The organism is Chromobacterium sp. S0633, from assembly GCF_024158805.1.
Taxonomy (GTDB): domain Bacteria; phylum Pseudomonadota; class Gammaproteobacteria; order Burkholderiales; family Chromobacteriaceae; genus Chromobacterium.
Window position 1 is genome coordinate 82337 of record NZ_JAMZGH010000009.1, and the last position, 16433, is coordinate 98769.

General features: G+C 64.4%; 10 protein-coding genes. 3 read left to right on the forward strand and 7 right to left on the reverse strand.

The genetic code is table 11. The features are described from left to right. Positions 1 to 10 precede the first annotated feature (10 nt). Positions 11 to 2263 carry a penicillin-binding protein 1C gene (gene pbpC, locus NK214_RS08805; protein ID WP_253314254.1) on the reverse strand — a complete coding sequence of 751 codons (2253 nt, stop codon included), beginning with the start codon at positions 2261 to 2263 and terminating at the stop codon, positions 11 to 13. A 248-nt stretch (positions 2264 to 2511) separates the two neighbouring features. Here pbpC and NK214_RS08810 point away from each other — a divergent pair, with 248 nt between their 5' ends. Together NK214_RS08810 and NK214_RS08815 are read left to right on the forward strand one after the other, a co-directional pair. After that, complete coding sequence (locus tag NK214_RS08810) at positions 2512 to 3039, forward strand: inclusion body family protein (protein WP_227108299.1); 528 nt, start codon at positions 2512 to 2514, stop codon at positions 3037 to 3039. Positions 3040 to 3117: 78 nt separating this feature from the next. Beyond that, entirely contained in the window at positions 3118 to 3654 is a 537-nt protein-coding gene (locus tag NK214_RS08815) for an AidA/PixA family protein (RefSeq protein WP_107798962.1), read from the forward strand. Between the two features lie 119 nt (positions 3655 to 3773). Here NK214_RS08815 and NK214_RS08820 read toward each other — a convergent pair whose 3' ends face one another. The 4 genes from NK214_RS08820 to NK214_RS08835 all read right to left on the reverse strand — a co-directional run bounded on the left by NK214_RS08820 (position 3774) and on the right by NK214_RS08835 (position 12470). Continuing rightward, a complete protein-coding gene (locus NK214_RS08820) occupies positions 3774 to 9455 on the reverse strand; it encodes an alpha-2-macroglobulin (RefSeq protein WP_253314255.1) in 5682 nt (1893 codons plus the stop codon). A 213-nt stretch (positions 9456 to 9668) separates the two neighbouring features. Next, positions 9669 to 10535: a YopJ/AvrA family T3SS effector serine/threonine acetyltransferase gene (locus NK214_RS08825; protein WP_235088727.1), complete on the reverse strand. Its 867-nt coding sequence runs from the start codon at positions 10533 to 10535 to the stop codon at positions 9669 to 9671. Between the two features lie 214 nt (positions 10536 to 10749). Beyond that, entirely contained in the window at positions 10750 to 11742 is a 993-nt protein-coding gene (locus tag NK214_RS08830) for a DUF2860 family protein (RefSeq protein WP_253314256.1), read from the reverse strand. 305 nt (positions 11743 to 12047) lie between these two features. Beyond that, positions 12048 to 12470 carry a hypothetical protein gene (locus NK214_RS08835; protein WP_107798970.1) on the reverse strand — a complete coding sequence of 141 codons (423 nt, stop codon included), beginning with the start codon at positions 12468 to 12470 and terminating at the stop codon, positions 12048 to 12050. A gap of 368 nt (positions 12471 to 12838) precedes the next feature. Between NK214_RS08835 and NK214_RS08840 the strand changes: the two genes are divergently transcribed. Next, positions 12839 to 13477, forward strand: a complete 639-nt coding sequence (locus NK214_RS08840; RefSeq protein WP_253314257.1) for a hypothetical protein — start codon at positions 12839 to 12841, stop codon at positions 13475 to 13477. 252 nt (positions 13478 to 13729) lie between these two features. Here NK214_RS08840 and NK214_RS08845 read toward each other — a convergent pair whose 3' ends face one another. Together NK214_RS08845 and NK214_RS08850 are read right to left on the reverse strand one after the other, a co-directional pair. Beyond that, positions 13730 to 14542 carry a hypothetical protein gene (locus NK214_RS08845; RefSeq protein ID WP_253314258.1) on the reverse strand — a complete coding sequence of 271 codons (813 nt, stop codon included), beginning with the start codon at positions 14540 to 14542 and terminating at the stop codon, positions 13730 to 13732. A gap of 1 nt (position 14543) precedes the next feature. Further along, positions 14544 to 16226 (reverse strand): AarF/ABC1/UbiB kinase family protein, encoded by a 1683-nt coding sequence (locus NK214_RS08850; RefSeq protein ID WP_253314259.1) that lies wholly within the window; start codon positions 16224 to 16226, stop codon positions 14544 to 14546. Positions 16227 to 16433: the final 207 nt, after the last annotated feature.

The following is a 16433-nucleotide window of genomic DNA, read 5'->3' on the forward strand; positions in this document are numbered from 1 at the left end:
TTTGCCGCTATTAGTTGACGCGGGGCCCGGGCTTGCCGGCCTTTCGGCCAGGTGTGGCCACCGCGCCGCGTACTTCGAAACGGATTTTCTCCACCACCAGGCCCTTGGCGTCACGCAGTTCCAAGGCGTGGCGGCCGGGCCAGGGGAACCAGGCCAGACTGGCGCCGGCGCCCAGGCGCTTGCCGTTCAGCCACCATTGCGGGCGGGCCACGCCGCGCGCGCGCAATAACAGGCGCTGGTTGGCCGGCGGAATGTCCGGGTCCAGCGCGTAGACGCTGCCGTCCACCGGCGCGGCGATGCCCGGCGTCTGGCTGGCGGCGCTGCCGCGCTCCGGCACGATCAGCGCGCGTTGGGTGCCGGCCAGGAACCATTCGCGGCGGCTGGCTTCCACATCTCCTTCATAGCGCACGTTCTGGCTCACCACGCCGGCCGGCGGGGATGGCGGCAGCGAGGCCGGCGCGCCTTGCTGCGCGCGGTCCAGCACCGCCTGCCACACCGGCGCCGCGCCGTGCATGCCGGATACGTCCCACATCGGCTCGCCGGCGGCGTTGCCCACCCATACCGCCACCGTGCGCTGGCGCGAGAAGCCCACCGCCCAGTTGTCGCGCATGTCCTTGCTGGTGCCGGTCTTGACCGCGCTCCAGTAACGGGTGGACAGCGCGCTTTCCAGGCCGAAGGTGCGCGCGCGCGCGGTGCGGTCGGACAGGATGTCGGCGATGATGAAGCTGCTGCTGGCGTCCAGCTGCCGCTGCGGCTTGGGCTTGGGGTCCGCCAGCGTCCAGCGGGTCGGGCTGGCCAGGCCCTGATTGGCCAGGGTGCGGTAGGCGTTGGCCAGCTCCAGCAGGCGGATGTCGGCGGCGCCCAGCGCCAGGCTGAAGCCGTAATAGTCGCCGTCCTGCTGCAGGCTGCTCAGGCCCAGCCGGTACAGGCGGTCGCGCAGCGCGTTGGGGCCGACCATTTCGATGGCGCGCACCGCCGGCACATTGAGGGAGGAGGCCAGCGCGGTGCGCGCCGACACCAGGCCCTTGAAGTCCTTGGCGTAGTTTTGCGGCGCGTACAAGCCGGCGCCGGTTTGCAGGCTTAGCGGGCTGTCGTCGAGCAGGGAGGCGGCGCTCAGGTAGCGTCGCTCCAGCGCCAGCTGATAGAGGAAGGGCTTGAGGGTGGAGCCGGCCTGGCGCAGCGAGGTGACGCCGTCCACTTCGGCGGCGTTGGACAGGCCGCGGCCGCTGGAGCCCACCCAGGCTAGGATGTCGCCGCTGGCGTTGTCCAAGACCACCAGCGCGCCGTCCTGCACATTGCGCTGCGCCAGCGCGGCCAGGTGGCGGCGCAGCACCGAAGCGGCGTAGCGCTGCAGGCCCAGGTCCAACGTGGAGGCGATGCGGCTGCCGGCCGTCAAGGGCTGGCGCTGCAGCAGTTTTTGGGCGAAGTGCGGCGCGTCCTGCTCCGCCAGCGGATTGGCGGCGCGGCTCTGCGCCAGCGCCTGGCGGGTGCGCACCGCCAGCGCCGCGCAATTGGGCTGGCGGCGCATGTCCTGCAGGATGCGGCAGGCGCGGGCGGCCACTTTGTCCGGCGCGGCGTTGGGCGCGCGGATCAGCGCCACCGCGATGGCGGATTCTTCCAGATTGAGGCCGGCCGGCAGTTTGCCGAACAAGGTGGCGGACAAGGCGGACAGGCCCACCAGCTCGCCGCGGAAGCCGACCAGATTGAGGTAGGCCTCCAGGATCTGCGCCTTGCTCCAGTGGGTTTCCAGCCAGGCGGCGGACCAGCCCTGGCCCATCTTCTGCCACAGGCTGCGGCCGTTGCGGCCCACCTTGAGATCGTTATCCAGCAGGCCGGCCAGCTGCATGGTCAGCGTGGACGCGCCGCGGGTGCGGGTGTTCCACAGATTGCCCCAGGCCGCGGCGGCCACGCCGGACCAGTCCACGCCGCTGTGCTGATAGAAGCGCCGGTCTTCCGACACCACCAGCGCGTGGCGGAAGGCCGGCGAGGTATCGGCCAGGCCCGCCCAGTCCAGCCGTCGGCCTTGCTTGTCCACCCGCAGCCGCTGCAGCGGCTGGCCGTTGCGGTCCAGCACCACCACGTCCGACGGCCGCCATTCGGCCTTGACCTGCTGAAAACTGGGCTGGGCCAGCGCCGGCGCGGCGGCGGCGCACAGAATCAGGGCGGCCAGCCACGGCCCCCCCTTTATGGAGGTTTGCTCCCAAAGGCAGGCTTGGCGTGGAGGTTTAGAGCGCAGCAGTCGAAGAGGGAGGATGCGCGTCATGTGCGAGACCGAGTTTGTGGCTGAGTGGATGGCATGAAAGTGGAGCATGCATTGCATGTGGCCTTTACGGCAAATAATTTTAATTGTGATATTACGTAATAAAACATTTTAATATGCAATTAACTATATCTGTATGTTGTCAATTAGGTATTTGCACTAGGTTCTATTTTCTTGATCCTGTCGTATCAATAAATGGCCTTGGGGCGAAGCGGCCTCTCCTAATTAATGATCTACATGTGGAGGAAAGAATGAGCAATATTGTCAACATTGAAATGGTGTTCGATACGCAAACCATTCTCAACAAGTATCCTGGCCCAAGCCAAAACTCTGGTCAGCCAACCGGCATCGCCCATAAAGATGTTTACATGGTGGCGGAGAGCCGCTTTGTAACAGGCGGACAAGCTTCCGCTGATTTGGCGGTGAAGGCCGAGGTGGATGACGTGATCCGGTGGCGCGCACTGTCTTTGTCTTCAAACGTCAGCCAAAGCGTTATCGTTTACAAAATTCAAAAATTCTCCGGCAGTCAGGTGACCTCCATCCCGGTTCCGACCGAGTCCAGACCTTGGGTGCCCATTCCCAATCAGAATGCGGACAAAGTGGTGGACCCGCTGAATTATACGGCGCAACAAATTCCAAACTACTATCTTGGCTGCAACGTAACGGATACGGGCACTGAAAATTATCAGGTTTGGTTCTATATCACCGAGCAAGTAAGCGGCAATCAAGTTAAAACGCTTGGTTATTTCTATTGGGATCCCGTTATTCAGGTTTCTTGAACTATCAGATTTCATTGAAACCGAAGTGCCGGCAAACTGTTCAGCTTGCCGGCACTTCACCTATTGTAAGGATGCATTATGAATCCGGTTATCGACTTGACCCTGGCGCTGCAACCGGACGTGCCGCAAAACGTCTTGGGTCTGCAGGAGGATTCGCCCGCAGCGGTCAATGAAGGCGCTGTACGGGTTTTTTCCAGTCATACCCTAGTCGAGGAGCGTTTACAGAATGGTCTGCTCCTATTGTCTCTGCCCGATGCCAGGGTGGGGAATACGATACGCTGGTATGGCGCGAGCGCCTCTCCAAGTCAGGGGATGGGCATCATCCCCTATGCCGTTGACCGTGTCGGAGGGCAAGCAGCCACCTCGATCACCGCTCCATGCCTCTGCAAAAGAGGGCAGTTGCTGCCCGAGCAGGATGCCGCCACTTCCGAAATCAATATGGAGCGGCTCCATGCTGAAAAAGCATCGTTTTTTTACTGGACTCATGATGTGACGGACTCTGGCCGAGAAGATTTTCGCATCACGCTCCATCTCTACGGCCGCCCCAAGTCTGACGGCTCCCATGGAGAAAGGCTGGGAACGCGCGTGCTCAGCGTGTCCATCGTCATTCCGTAAGCGGCGGCTGCCGGAGGCGGCGACCTCTCCCTTGAACGCAAGCTGTCGACGCGCGGGCATGAGGCATTGCCCGCTTGCGGCGCCCCCTCTTTGACATTGGCCAAAGAGGGGACGCCGGCTTAATTTTCCCCTTTTCCTACCTTGAACACCGAGTTGGGCAACATGCCGAACACATCCGGCGCGTACAGCGCTTCCACCCGCGTCGGCGGCAGCTTGAAGGCGCCGGGGTTGTTCAGACGCATGGTGTAGCTGGCTTTCAGGCCGCCGCGCGGCACGTAGCCGTAGTAAGCGCGGTAGCCGGAGAAGCGGCGCTCCACGTAATCGGCGGGGTCGCCGTCGTTGTCCGCCTTGGCGTTGATCGCGGAATCCCGGCCCAGGCCGGAGCCCAGGATGGTGGCGCCGGCCGGGATCGGGTCGTTGACCACCACCCAGGTCATATCGCTTTGCGCCTGGATCTCCAGCGTGACCTTGACCACGTCGCCGGGCTGGTACTGGCCGCTGGTTTTCTGGCTGACCGGGCTCAGCGTTTTCTTGATGCTGTAGCCGGCGTAGCGCGGGGCTTTGAGCACGATGGCGGCCTCGGCCTGCACCGTGGCCCACGGCGCGCCGCCGCCGGCGTGCTTGAGCTGCAGGCTGCCGCCGCCCGCGGGCCAGGGCAGCAGGCCCAGCGCCTTGACGCCTTCCTGCGGCCAGCCCAGGTTCAGCTTGGCGCCGCCCAGCGCGGCGCTGGTCTGGCCGCTGACCGGCGTGGTTTCGAACTGACGCGAGAATTGCGCGACGGCCAGGCTGCCCCACAGATTGGAAGTGGTGGTGTCCCAATGGCCTTTTTGCTGACGCCCCAGCAGGCCGGTGAGCAGGCGCGGCATATCCGCCTGCCAGCCCGGCAGCTTGCGCACCGTCAGCAGCAGCTTGGCGGCGTTGACGTCGGCGCTGCCCATCAGCCACCAGGCGTTGTCGTTGGCCTCGGTGCTGAAGCCCATGCGCGTGCCCTGGTAGGTGAGCCGCGCGCGCAGCAGGTTTTCCGCCTCGCTCAGCCGCGCGGCGCGCTGCGGGATGTCCGCTGCGCGGTTCAGCAGGGCCAGCCAGTCCACCAGCATGGCGGTGCTCATCTTCTGCGGGTTGAGGTCCAGCACGTCCAGCATGGCCGGGCGGAAACGGCCGTAGCGCGCCAGCGCTTCCATCGCGCTCAAGCGGCGGGCGTCTGCGTCCTGGCGGCCCAGCGGCAGATCGCGCTTGATCCGGCCCTCGACGAAGGCGGACAGGCCGTCCAGCAGCCGCGCGCGCTGGGCTTCGGGGATGACGACGCCGGCTTCGTGGGCGGCGGCCAGCAGATAGCCGCTGAGGATGTCGCTGCCGCGATCCGGCGCGCCTTCGGCCAGCGGGAAGTAGGCGGCGAGGCCGCTGCCGTCCAGATACAGCGGCAGTTCGCTCATCAGCTGATCCCAGCGCTTGGCGTCGGCCAGACCCAGCGCCACCGAGCTGCGCTGTTCCAGGCAGACATAGGGGTAGTCCTGGAACCAGCGGCGCACGCCGGGCAGTTCATTGCCCAGCTTGGCCTGCAGGCTGACGCGGACGCCGCCGCGGCCGGGCAGGACGCCTGGCGGCAAGGCGACGGGGATGCTCAGTTCCGGCTCCACGCGTTGCAGCGTGGCCTGCTCCACTGTGATGGGCACCGCCGGCTCGATTTCCTGACGCACCGCCAGCTTGTCGGCGGCCTTGCCGTCCACTTGCTGAGCGCTGAAGCTCCATTTCAGTTCCTTGACGTCGTTGGGCACCGTCACCGGCCAGCTCAAGAGCCGCGCCTCGCCCACCGGCAGGCTGATCTCCTGCGGCGGCAAGTCCGGCAGGCCGGGCGCGCCGGCCTGGACCTTGACCTTGAGCGGCTTGTCGCCGCCGTTACGCACGGTGACGCCGGCGCTGAACTGGTCGCCTTCGCGCGCCAGCGGCGGGATGCCGGAGCTCAGTTGCAGGTCCTGGGTGACGTTGAAGCCGGCTTCGCCGGTGCCGAACAGATCATTGCCCGCGTCGGCCACCGCCACCAGGCGGAAGCGGGTCAGCGCGTCGTTGATAGGCACTTTGACGCGGGCGCTGCCGTTGGCGTCCAGCACCACGCGCGGCTGCCACAGCAGCAGGGTGTCCAGCAGTTCACGGGTGGGCGCCTTGCCGCCGCCGCCGCCCGGCGGCAGCGATTTGCGGCCGTAATGGCGCTTGCCCACCACTTCCAGTTGGGCGGTGGCGGTTTCCACGCCGTAGCTGTGGCGCTGGTACATCGCCTGCATCAGCTCCCAGCTGCGGTTGGGCTGCAATTCCAGCAGCGCCTCGTCCACCGCGGCGAAGGCTACTTCGGTCCCGGCCGGCGCCGGCTTGCCGCCGGGCAGTTTGACCTGGATGCTCACGTCGGCGGTTTCACGGATACCGTAGCTCTTGCGCGCCGGGCTCACAGTCACGTCCAGCCGCTTGGCGGCGTCGCCCACCTGGATTTCGGCGATGCCGTATTTAAAGGCCGGCCGCGACAGATCCACCATGCTGGTGGGCGGGGTGTAGTCGCCGCCTTCGTTCCAGTAGGCGTCCCACCACTCGCTCGGGGTTTTCCAGCCCCAGGTGAAGAAGGAGTACCACGGCACTTCGCGCACGCGGCCGCGCACCGCCAGCACCGAGACGTAGACGTTAGGGGTCCAGCCCGGCTCGACCTTGAGCTCGATCACCGGGTTCTTGCCTTCCAGCTCCACCACACGGGTTTCGATCACGCCTTCGCGCTCTATCGCCAGCCAGGCGGTGGCTTTGCGGAAGGGCATGCGCACCTGGAAGCGGGCGGTTTCGCCGGGGGCGTAGCTGATTTTTTCCGGCAGGATGTCGATGCGATCATTGTTGTCCACGTCGAACCACAGCTCGTCGTGCTTGCTGACCCACACCGATTGCGCGCTTTGCGCCAGATTGCCGTTGTCGTCGCTGGCTTCGGCGATCAGCTCCATGTCGCCGGCGTCCTTGAGATTGATTTCGCAGAACATCAGGCCGCGGCCGTCGGTGCCGCCGCTGCACACCTTGCCCTTGTCGTCGGTTTCCTCATTGTGGTCCCAGGCGTAGAAGCCGCCCACCAGCCGCTTGCGGCTGGACAGGTAGCGGTGTTCGCGCAGGCTGATCTTGACGTTCTTGCCGGCCAGCGGCTTGCCGGCGGTGTCCAGCACAACGGCCTTTAGCTGCAGCGCGCGGCCGGCGGTGATCCAACTGTCCACGCTGATGCCCACTTGCAGGCCGGCAGGCCACAGCGGAATGCGGCGGGTCAGGGTTTGCACTTCGCCGTTGGGATCGCGGTAGGCGGCTTCGGTGACCAGGTCGTAGCGGCGGTCCAGCTTGGGCAGCTTGTCCAGCGTGGCCTTGCCGTTGCCGTTGGCGTCCAGTTGCAGCGCGGACTTGTCCAGCAGCACCTTGCCGTCCAGCGAGGATTCGGCCTGATCGCGCTGACGCTGCGGCGGCGAGAAGCTGTAAGCCTCATAGCCCTTGATGCGCTGATAGGCGTCGGCCAGCATGGCGCTGACTTCCACCGGCCAGCCCTTGGCCGGGCCGCCGTTGCCCCAGGACAGGGACACATTGAGCGGCAGCTGCTTGGGGGCGATGCCGGCGTTCTTCACCGTGGAGATGCGGCCGGTCATGGTGGGCAGGCGGAATTCCTCCACCCGGAAACCACCGCTGCGCAGCGAGTAGCCGTCCAGCTCCGGGCTGGACGGTTTGTCCTTGTCGTCCGGACCGCGCGCGCCCTTGCGTTCCAGGTAGAGCGTGTATTCGCCCAGCTTGGCTTCCTTGGGCAGCGCGTAGCCGCTCTCCGCGTAGCGGCCGTTGCGCCAGCTCAGCGGCAGGCTGATTTCGTCGCCGCTGCCGTCGTGGACGATGCGCAATTGCTGAGGCAGCTGGCCGGGCTTGAGCTGGGCCAGACCGCGGCTGACCTGGGTGCGCAGCAGGTGCTTCATCGACACGGTTTCGCCGGCGCGGAACAGGGCGCGGTCCAGGATGGTGTGGGCCAGGATGTTGGGGCTGTCGCTCCACTGGGTGGGGAAGGGGAAGCGCCAGGATTCGATGCCGCGGTTCCAGCTGGAGCGGACGAAGGACACGTCGTCGTTGCCCTTGGCGTCCTTGGCGGCGGCGGTGATGAAGAGGCCGGACAGCTCCTCGTTGTCGCACTCGCCGGCCGGCAGTACGGATTTGACCGCGGCCACGCCCTTGGCGTCGGTCTTGCCGGACCACAGCGCATTACCCTTGCAATCGTAGATGTTGACGCGGGCGGCTGGCACCGGCTTGCCCTTGTCCAGCGTGGTCACCCACACCGCGGCGTTTTCCTTGGAGCTTTTGAAGTGCACCGCCATATTGGTGACCAGCGCGGCCGTGCGCACATACATGGGCTTGGTGCTGGCCAGCAGCGATTTGCCCAGCAGCCGCGACGATACTTCCACCACGTAGAGGCCGGGTTTGGGTAGGGGAATGCCCACCACTTCGAACGGCCATTTGCCCTGCTTGTCCGGCTGGCTGGGCAGCTTCAGCGGCTGGGCGGCTGGCTCCTTGGCCAGCAGCGACAAGCGACGGCTTTCTATGGTCTTGTCCTTGCCGGCGGGCAGGGCGCTCTCGTGATAGCGCAGCACCTTGGCCAGCCAGGCCATCATGTCCTGGTCTTTATTCAGCCGCAGCGCCTGGCCGCCCAATTGCACGGATTTGATGTTGAGATCGCCCTCCACCCCGCGCAGGGTGATGGGCAGCGCCGCGTCCGCGCCGGATTCTATGATGCCGAACGGCGCGGCGGCGAATTTGGCCAGCGGCGGATAGTCGGCCAGCTTGATGGCCAGCGGGAAGCGCTCGGCGTTGACCAGCGGCCGGCCCACCTCGTCGCCAAAGTCCTTGGGCAGCTTCAGCGTCAGCGTTTCCAAGGGCGGGAACGGCGGCGCGAAGCTGATGCTGTCCACCGGCTCGCCCTTGCCGCGTGCTTCCGCCTGGGGCGCGCGTTCGGCGCCGGCGCCGCTCAGGCGCACCGCCATCGCCAGTTTTTCCGGCACCGGCGAACTGAAGTTGAGGGTGATGGGCTTGAACGGGATGCAAGCGCCTTTAGCGTTCTCGCGCAGGCAGCTCATGCTGGCGGTAAACGGCGGCCGCACCTGGTAGTTGAGCCGGTCCGGCGCGGCCGCGCCGCGCAGATGCACCAGGGTGAGCTTGCTGTCCGGTGCCAGGCGCTGGCCGCAGCGCAGCGTCAGCACCTTGGCGGATTGTTGTTCCAGTTTCAGATGCTTGAGCAGCGCCGCGCGCTCGCCGGCCGGCAGGGGCTGGACCGGGATGCGTTCCGGCAGGCTGGAGGATTGGCAATACAAGGACGAGGCCGGCACGCCGACGCCGTTGAATTGGAGCACGAAGGCCTGGTCTTCCTCGATGCGGCCGTTGCGCGGCCAGCGTTCCACCACTACCGGCGCGCCGGTGTAGAAACGGAAGCTCAGGCCGGCGTCCACGGCCTTGCCCTGCAGGTCCTTGAGGCCGGGCTTGGGCGTGAAGCGGCAGTCGGTATTGGCGGCCGGGGTTTCCGACACGTCCAGCACCCAGGTTTTGTCGTCCACCCAATGGCCCTTGGCTTTCAGGCCGCAGCTCCAGGCGAACGGCGCCGGCGCGGCGCTATTGCCCAGCGGAATCATGCTGCTGTTGAAAGTGACGCGCACCTGCTGCACTTCTTTGACTTCGCCCTGAGGGCTGAAGGTGGTGACGCCGGCGGCAAGAGCGGCGGCGCCGACGAAACCCAAAAGCGCGGGCGCAAGGCGGAATGGCAAAGACATGGACGAGGCTCCGGAAAATACCATCGCAATTATACGCGGCTGGAGCGGCGGCAAGGAAAGAGATGTAAAAAAAGACCGGCCCATAGGCGCTCGCCGCACTCATGCGACCCAATGGCTCATGCGCCGTTGCTAGCGCCCAAGCGAGCTCAACGGAGGTGGCGCTTGGGGCCGTGAAGCTTAGCGCTGTTGCGCGGGCATATGGGCCAGGCTTGACTAGCCGCTGATGGACTGCATCAGCTGCTTCAGCTCTTCCAGTCTCTTTTGATGAATGGAGTTAACCAGCTCTTTCCCGCCGATATTTTCCAAGTGCTGTTTTTGCCGTTCAAGCAAGGTTTCTCCTTTCTTGTTAATCTCCTGCGCCTCTCTGCCCGGCCGGGCGGTAACGTATTTCTCCAGCCTGCCGCGGCCTTGGGTGTGCTTGTAAAAAGAGGGGGGGATCAATTGGTCGGACTCCACGGATGAGGAGAAGAATCCATTGCTGGAAGGGATGGCGCCCGAAGCATTCATTTGATGCAGTTCTGATACGGCCTGATGCTCTTTGAACAGCTTCTTGGCCAAAGCCAGGCTGAAAATAGCGCATTCGCTCCCGCTTCTTTGAATGTCCATTTCCATCATGGAAAAGCAGATGTTGTGGGAGCTTAGCTGATCCAGCGCGGATTTTGCTCTGAAAGCCAGGAACATTGGGCCAGTTGAGTTGAAGTTGGCGGGTTCAAACATCAGAACGGAGGGTTTGCCTTCTACCAGCCTATAGTCAAACACGGCAAAATGAATGCCGTCGCTGCCCATGTTTACGATATATCTTCCCGATTCGCTTCCCTTGTGAAATATCTCCAATATTTTGTCAGACAGGTCCCTCGCGTCGCTTGCGTAAGTCAGATTAAGTCCAGGCTTGGAGGTGTTGGCGGATGCGATTAGGCCGGGTATGAATTCTTTATCCAGTTTGGCAAAACTGGATGTTGTCCAAGCGCCGGAGTCCAAGCTTTTTTCCACGTCGCGGATGTAACGACCGAGATCGGTTCGATAACTATCGCTCCTATCAAAGTGAGAAGAGTGTGTCGCGCTAGAGATTGATCCCGGCATGGCCTTGTTCCGATGAGTATTTGAAGTGGCGATTGTAGATGGCGCTTAATAAAGCTCTTTCAAAATTCGATCACGACATAGCCTGGCATAGCATCGAAAAACAGGCGGAGATTGCCTTTCATGGTCTTGAGGCGTAGAAAAACCCGCATCAGCGGGTTCCAGGCATGGGGTGGAGCGCTTGTCGTCAAGCGGCTCGCGTGTCGTCGCAGCAATTTTAGAACGAGTAAATCAGCCCTACGCCCAGCGAACGGATTTCGGCGTCGTAGAAGCTGATGTCGGCGTTGGATTTGCCGTAGGCGGCGCTGACGAAGGCGGACAGCGCTTTCTCGCCGAACAGCTGATGGCGCAGGTAGTTGAGATCGACGGCGTAGGCGTTGCTGTCGGCTTTTTTATTGCCGAACAGCGGGTTGCTCTGGTCGAAGCGCTGTTTGCGGAATTGCAGGCCGGCGCTGAGGGTGTTGAGGTCGCTGCTGTAGGCGTAGTCCAGGCTCAGGCCGTAGCTCTTGTTGCTCATCGCGCCGCCGTCCAGCTTGTCCTTGCCCCAGCTTAGACCCGGGGTCAGCGTTTGATTGGGAGCGAAGGCCCATTCATAGCCCGCTTTCAACAAGGTGGCGTCGCCGTTGCGGTTCAGCGTGGCGCGGTCCGCCGCGCTGAGGCCGGCCACGCTTTGGCCGCTGCGCTCGTCGTCTATCTTGATGTTGCGTTGGGTCAGCTGGGCCTTGAAGCCGGTGCCCATGATGTTTTCCCAGCCCAGCAACAGGCCGGTGGATTTGCGTTTGGTGCCGTCGCGGTCCACGCCCACGGCGTAGGGATCGGTCCAGGTGTTTTTGCTGAGGCCGCCGTAGAGCAGGCCGGCGGAGACGATGCCGTTGTTGCCCACTTGCTGGCGCACGCCCAGTTCCAGGGTGTCGTCCATGCCCAGCGGGTCGTGAATCTGGCTGTCGAACACGATCTGGGTGCGGCTGGCGGCGAAGGTGTAGCTGAGATCCAGCACTGGCAGCGCGAAGGAGTCGTTATGGGACTCCGGCGCGCTGTTCAGGCTGTTGGTTCTTTGGTTTTTGTCCCCCTTGAAGAGGTTGGATTTGACGCGGTTGCCGCCCACGCCCAGGCCGATGCTGCCGGAGAAGCCGTTTTCTTCCGGTATCGGGTCCGCCACTGCGAGTTGAGCCGCCAACAAAGCCGACAAGCCTACGCATATAGTGCGCATATTCATCATCCTCAAAATAAAAGAGCTGCCATGGTTTCCGCCGACGCCGCGCCAAGCCGCATGGCGGGCGTCGCTTGTTTATGCAAAATGAATTGACTGTCCATATTAAGCCGGGGACCGGTCGAAATGTCGCTTCCCCCGCAAATTAAGCCTGAGATTGCTTTGTTTTAGCCGCGGCTTGTTGCGGAATTGCCATCGACGGGCCTGCCGCCCGCAAGCCGGAAAGACTGTCGCTTTGCGGACTAAGCGAGCCCGCGGCTAGGCCGCCGATGCGATGGGGGAAGCGGTTCGGTTTTGTGCATATATTAAGTTTGTGGCGGAGTTTGATGCAAGAGGCGCTGCAACGCCGCCTCGTAGGTGTTGAGCCGGTCGATGTACTCGAACACGTCCAGCGGCGCGATGCTTTGCGTCAGCACTTGCTCGATCAGATGGAAGAAGCCGGTCCAGCAAGCGCTGGCCGCGTCCGGGGCGCTGAAGTCGACGTCTTCGGCAATGCGCGCCAGCAGGAAGCGGTCCGCGCTGCCGGGGTTGTCTTGCAGGAAAACGAGGTAATGGCCCGCGTACTCCCGTCCCAGCAGATAGGCTTGGCGGCGATCGGCCAGCGGCGGCACTGTCCAGCAGTGGGGCCGGGCCTGGCCGGGCAGTTGCGCAGCGAAGGGCAGCGCATGGTAAGGCAGGGGTTGGGGATCGGGCTGATAACGGCGGCGAAGGGGGTGATTGCGTTTCATGAAGAGGCTCCTTTGCGAGGTTCATGCCCGCGACTCCGCTCTCATTCGGGATGGCGAGCACGTGACAGGGTTGAGAGACCGGCGCAAAGGACCCGGCAGACCATGAAGGCCTCCCCGCCACGGCTTGCCGAAAAATGGGCGCAGCAATGGCGCCGGTTGCGCTGAACAACCGGGAATCTTTGCAGAACGGGCTCTCAATCCCGGTGCCTGTAATCTCAAGCACGGGCGCATTATTGCCGGCTCGTGGCGTGCTAGGCAAGCGCGGCGTTTCGCCCGGACGGAGGTGCGCGGACCCGAGGTGACAGGCGGGGCTGGAAATATTGGTGGTAGTATTGAACGATCAGCAACCATGCCGTGAAAGGGCTGGCATGACGAGGATTCGCCGCTTTGCCTGGGCCGTGCCGTTGTTGCTGGTCTTGTCCGCCTGTTCGCAGCAGCGTTCCGCCGATGGTTCGCTCCAACGCCGGCTGGATCTGCAGGAAGCGCTGGCTTTCGTGCATCAGGATGTGCCGCTGGCCGGCAACCATCTGGTGCTGCGCTCTTCGCTGGGCGGGCGCTTCGAGCTGAAATTCTATGATCGCCAACTGGTGGCGCCGCTGGACGCGCAATGGCGCCGGGTGCGCATCGCGGACGCCCGCGTCGTCGGCGAGGACGCGCTGGTGCTGTTGCGCGCGGACGATGCGGAATGCGCGCCGGCTTACCGCCTGCTGCAAGTGCGCGACTACCGGGTGCGCAGCTGGACGCTGGTGGCCAGCTGCAATCAGGAGGGGGCGATGACGGTGGATGAGGACGGCGGCGCGTGGCGTGCGCGTCAGGCGCGCAATCGCTTGAACGCGATGCTGTGGACCTGGCGCGGCGGGACCTTGGAGGCCAGGCTGGAGCGCCCGGCCTCGGCCTATGATTCGCCGCGGACGCTTTCCCGCGGCGGCGGACGGGTCGCGCGCGGTCCGCGCGGCGGCCGCGGCGAGATGCCGGACAGCGAGCGCGGGCTGCCTCCGGCGGAGTAGGCGCTTAGACCCGCTAACAAAACCCCTGATCCTGCGTTGCGCCTCCTTGTCGTACGACTTGTACTGCCTGCGTCGGCGCGCCTTGGCTCAGGTGCGCTGCGCGGTTTTGTTAGCGGCTCTTAGAACGTGTTTACGATCTCGCGAGCTAACGTTGCGGCTGAGAAAGCGGAATGTAAAAGCGGTACATGAGCATTTCGAAGCGGTACTCACCGTGCCACGACTCACGACGCGCAGCAGATCGTAAACAGGTTCTTATTGCGCCGGCGTCACTCGCACCTTGATGCTGCGCTCCAGCTGCACATTGCTGCGGCTGACGCCGATGAGCACGGTTTCCTGGCCGCCTTGGTCGCGGCCTATGCCGCCCACGGTCAGCCATTCGCCCACTGCGCCTTCCACGGTGGTGGCCAATTTGGCGCTGTCCAGGCTCTGGCCGTTGAAGGCTTGCTGGCTGGCGGCCAGTTCCAGCGTCACCCGCTGGCCGTGCAGCCGCGGCCGGGCGTAGAAGCCGGTGACGGCGTCCTGGTAGCGCACGCCCACCACTGGCCGGCCGTCAGGGCCGAACATCAGCCAGGGCAGCGGCCGGCTGCTGCCGATCTCGATGAAGCCGGTTTTGCCGTCCAGCATGCGCAAGGCCTGGCTGGCCTGCAGCCGGGTGTTGGACTGGCTGGCGCCGCCGGCGATCACCACCTGGCTGCCGGGGCGCACCGTCATCGGCTTACCGGTGCTGATGCTGTAGCCGCCGCCCTGTACCTGGCCGCCCAATTGCACCGCGGATTTGCTTTCACGGCTGACGCCGTCCTGGGCCACTTCCACCAGCAGGGACGAGGATTTGACGTCCAGCTGGCGGATCAGCCGGCGCAGCTCGGCGCTGCGGCCGGGCGGGGCGTCCAGGATCAGCTGGTTGCCCAGCGCGCCCAGTTTTTCGCCGTCGCGCAGTTGCGGCCGCAAGGCGGCGGCCACTTCGTCGCCGTCGCGCCAGTTGAGGGTGATCACGTCGGCGGCGTTGGCCGCGGCGGCGAGGCCCAGCAGCGCGACCGCCAATAGGGTTTTCTGTTTCGATCTCATGTCACAAATCCTTGCCGGAGCGCCAGATGGCCCAGACCAGCCACACGCTGTTGAACATGGCCAGCATGAAGCCGACGAAGCCGAAGAAGGGCAGGCCGAACAGCTTGGGCCCGGCGTTGACGGTCATCACGATGGAGGAGCCGATGATCAGACAGCCGGTGACGATGCCCATGGTCAGCCGGTTGGTGCTGCGGTCCAGTTGACGGCCGAAGCTGTCCAGCCGCTGCAGGTCCAGATTGACGCGGAACTTGCCGTGGCGCATGTCCTTGCCCATGCGCATCAGGTCGCGCGGCAGGCTGGAGAGCATGGCCAGCGCTTCGCCCAGCGAATGGCGACCGCGTTTGAGCAGGGCCGCCGGGTGGTAGCGGGCGATGGAGAGCTCGCGCACAAAGGGGGTGATGTGGGCGATGAGCTGGAAATCCGGGTCCAGCTGGCGGCCCAGGCCTTCCAGGGTGATCAGCGCCTTGAACAACATGGCCATGTCCGGCGGCAGCAGGATGGAGTGGTCGCGGATCAGCGCCATGATGTCGGCGATCAGCTGGCTGATGTTGATGCCCTTGAGCGGCACGTGTTCGTACTGGAACAGGAATTCGCCCACGTCGTGGGCGAACTGGCGTTCGTTGACCGGGGTGTTGCCGGTCCATTCGATCAACACGTCGATGATGCCGGCTTCGTCGCGGTTGGCCACGGCGGCGAGCAGATCGACGATTTCATCGCGGCGGCCATGGCTGATGCGGCCCACCATGCCGAAGTCGATGAAGGCGATGCGGTGTTCGGGCAGGAAGAAGACGTTGCCCGGATGCGGGTCCGCGTGGAAGAAACCGTGGATCAGGATCATCTTCAGCACCGCGTCCGCGCCGCGCTGGGCCAGTAGCACCGGGTCCAGGCCGCTGTCGGCCAGTTGTTCCAGCCGGGCGGCCGGCACGCCGGCGATGTAGTCCTGCACGTTGACGGCGGCGTTGGTGTAGTCCCAGTAGACCTTGGGCACCTGGACTTCCGGATCGTCGGCGAAGTCGCGGGCGAAGCGTTCTGAATTGCGGGCTTCCACCGCCAGGTCCATTTCCCGCTTCAGCGAGCGGGCGAACTGGCCGACGATTTCCACCGGCTGAAAGCGGCGCACGTCGGGAAATTCCAGTTCCAGCAGGCCGGCCAGGTGGTTGAGGATGCGCAGGTCGGCTTCCACCTTGTCCACAATGCCGGGGCGGCGCAGTTTCACCGCCACGTCGCAGCCGTCGTGCAGGGTGGCGCGGTGCACCTGGGCGATGGAGGCGGAGCCTATGGGGTTGAAGTCGAAGTGGGCGAACACGTTTTCAGGCTCGTCGCCCAGCGCGGCCTTGACCAGGCGGCGCACCGCTTCCGGACGCACCGGCGGCACCCTGTTCTGCAGTTTTTCAAACTCGGCGATCCAGTCCGGCGGGAACACGTCCACGCGGGTGGAGAGAATCTGGCCCAGCTTGATGAAGGTGGGGCCCAGTTCTTCAAAGGCCAGGCGCACGCGCACCGGGGTGGGCGGGCGGTTTTCCGCCTCCGGCAGGTTGAGGTTCAGCCATTGGCCGGCCTTTTCCACCGCGCGCGGTAATTTTAGCCTTTGGGCGAATTCGCCCAGGCCGTGACGGATCAGAATGCCGCTGATTTCCTTCAGTCGCGGCAGGTCGCGCATGGCGATCAGGGTTTCTCTCAGCATCGGTTCTGCCTTGTGGGCATTGGGTTTTCGCTCAAAAACAAAGGCTTGCCGTCCAGGTGCGCCGGCGCCGTCCCGCCGCGCGGTTTCGCCGCCGGCCATGCCAGTGCGATGGATTGTACGCCATTAGTGCCGGCTGTCTCGTCCAAGGTTCAAGCGGGCCGGCTCAAAGCGCTGGAAACGGCCTGCCTGCGGCTTTACACTACCGCC

What these genes read in the sequence shown, in the direction of transcription:
- pbpC (WP_253314254.1), bottom strand. Translation starts at nt 2,263, where the DNA reads ATGACGCGCATCCTCCCTCTTCGACTGCTGCGCTCTAAACCTCCACGC.
- NK214_RS08835 (WP_107798970.1), bottom strand. Translation starts at nt 12,470, where the DNA reads ATGAAACGCAATCACCCCCTTCGCCGCCGTTATCAGCCCGATCCCCAA.
- NK214_RS08840 (WP_253314257.1), top strand. Translation starts at nt 12,839, where the DNA reads ATGACGAGGATTCGCCGCTTTGCCTGGGCCGTGCCGTTGTTGCTGGTC.
- NK214_RS08820 (WP_253314255.1), bottom strand. Translation starts at nt 9,455, where the DNA reads ATGTCTTTGCCATTCCGCCTTGCGCCCGCGCTTTTGGGTTTCGTCGGC.
- NK214_RS08810 (WP_227108299.1), top strand. Translation starts at nt 2,512, where the DNA reads ATGAGCAATATTGTCAACATTGAAATGGTGTTCGATACGCAAACCATT.
- NK214_RS08845 (WP_253314258.1), bottom strand. Translation starts at nt 14,542, where the DNA reads ATGAGATCGAAACAGAAAACCCTATTGGCGGTCGCGCTGCTGGGCCTC.
- NK214_RS08815 (WP_107798962.1), top strand. Translation starts at nt 3,118, where the DNA reads ATGAATCCGGTTATCGACTTGACCCTGGCGCTGCAACCGGACGTGCCG.
- NK214_RS08830 (WP_253314256.1), bottom strand. Translation starts at nt 11,742, where the DNA reads ATGCGCACTATATGCGTAGGCTTGTCGGCTTTGTTGGCGGCTCAACTC.
- NK214_RS08850 (WP_253314259.1), bottom strand. Translation starts at nt 16,226, where the DNA reads ATGCTGAGAGAAACCCTGATCGCCATGCGCGACCTGCCGCGACTGAAG.
- NK214_RS08825 (WP_235088727.1), bottom strand. Translation starts at nt 10,535, where the DNA reads ATGCCGGGATCAATCTCTAGCGCGACACACTCTTCTCACTTTGATAGG.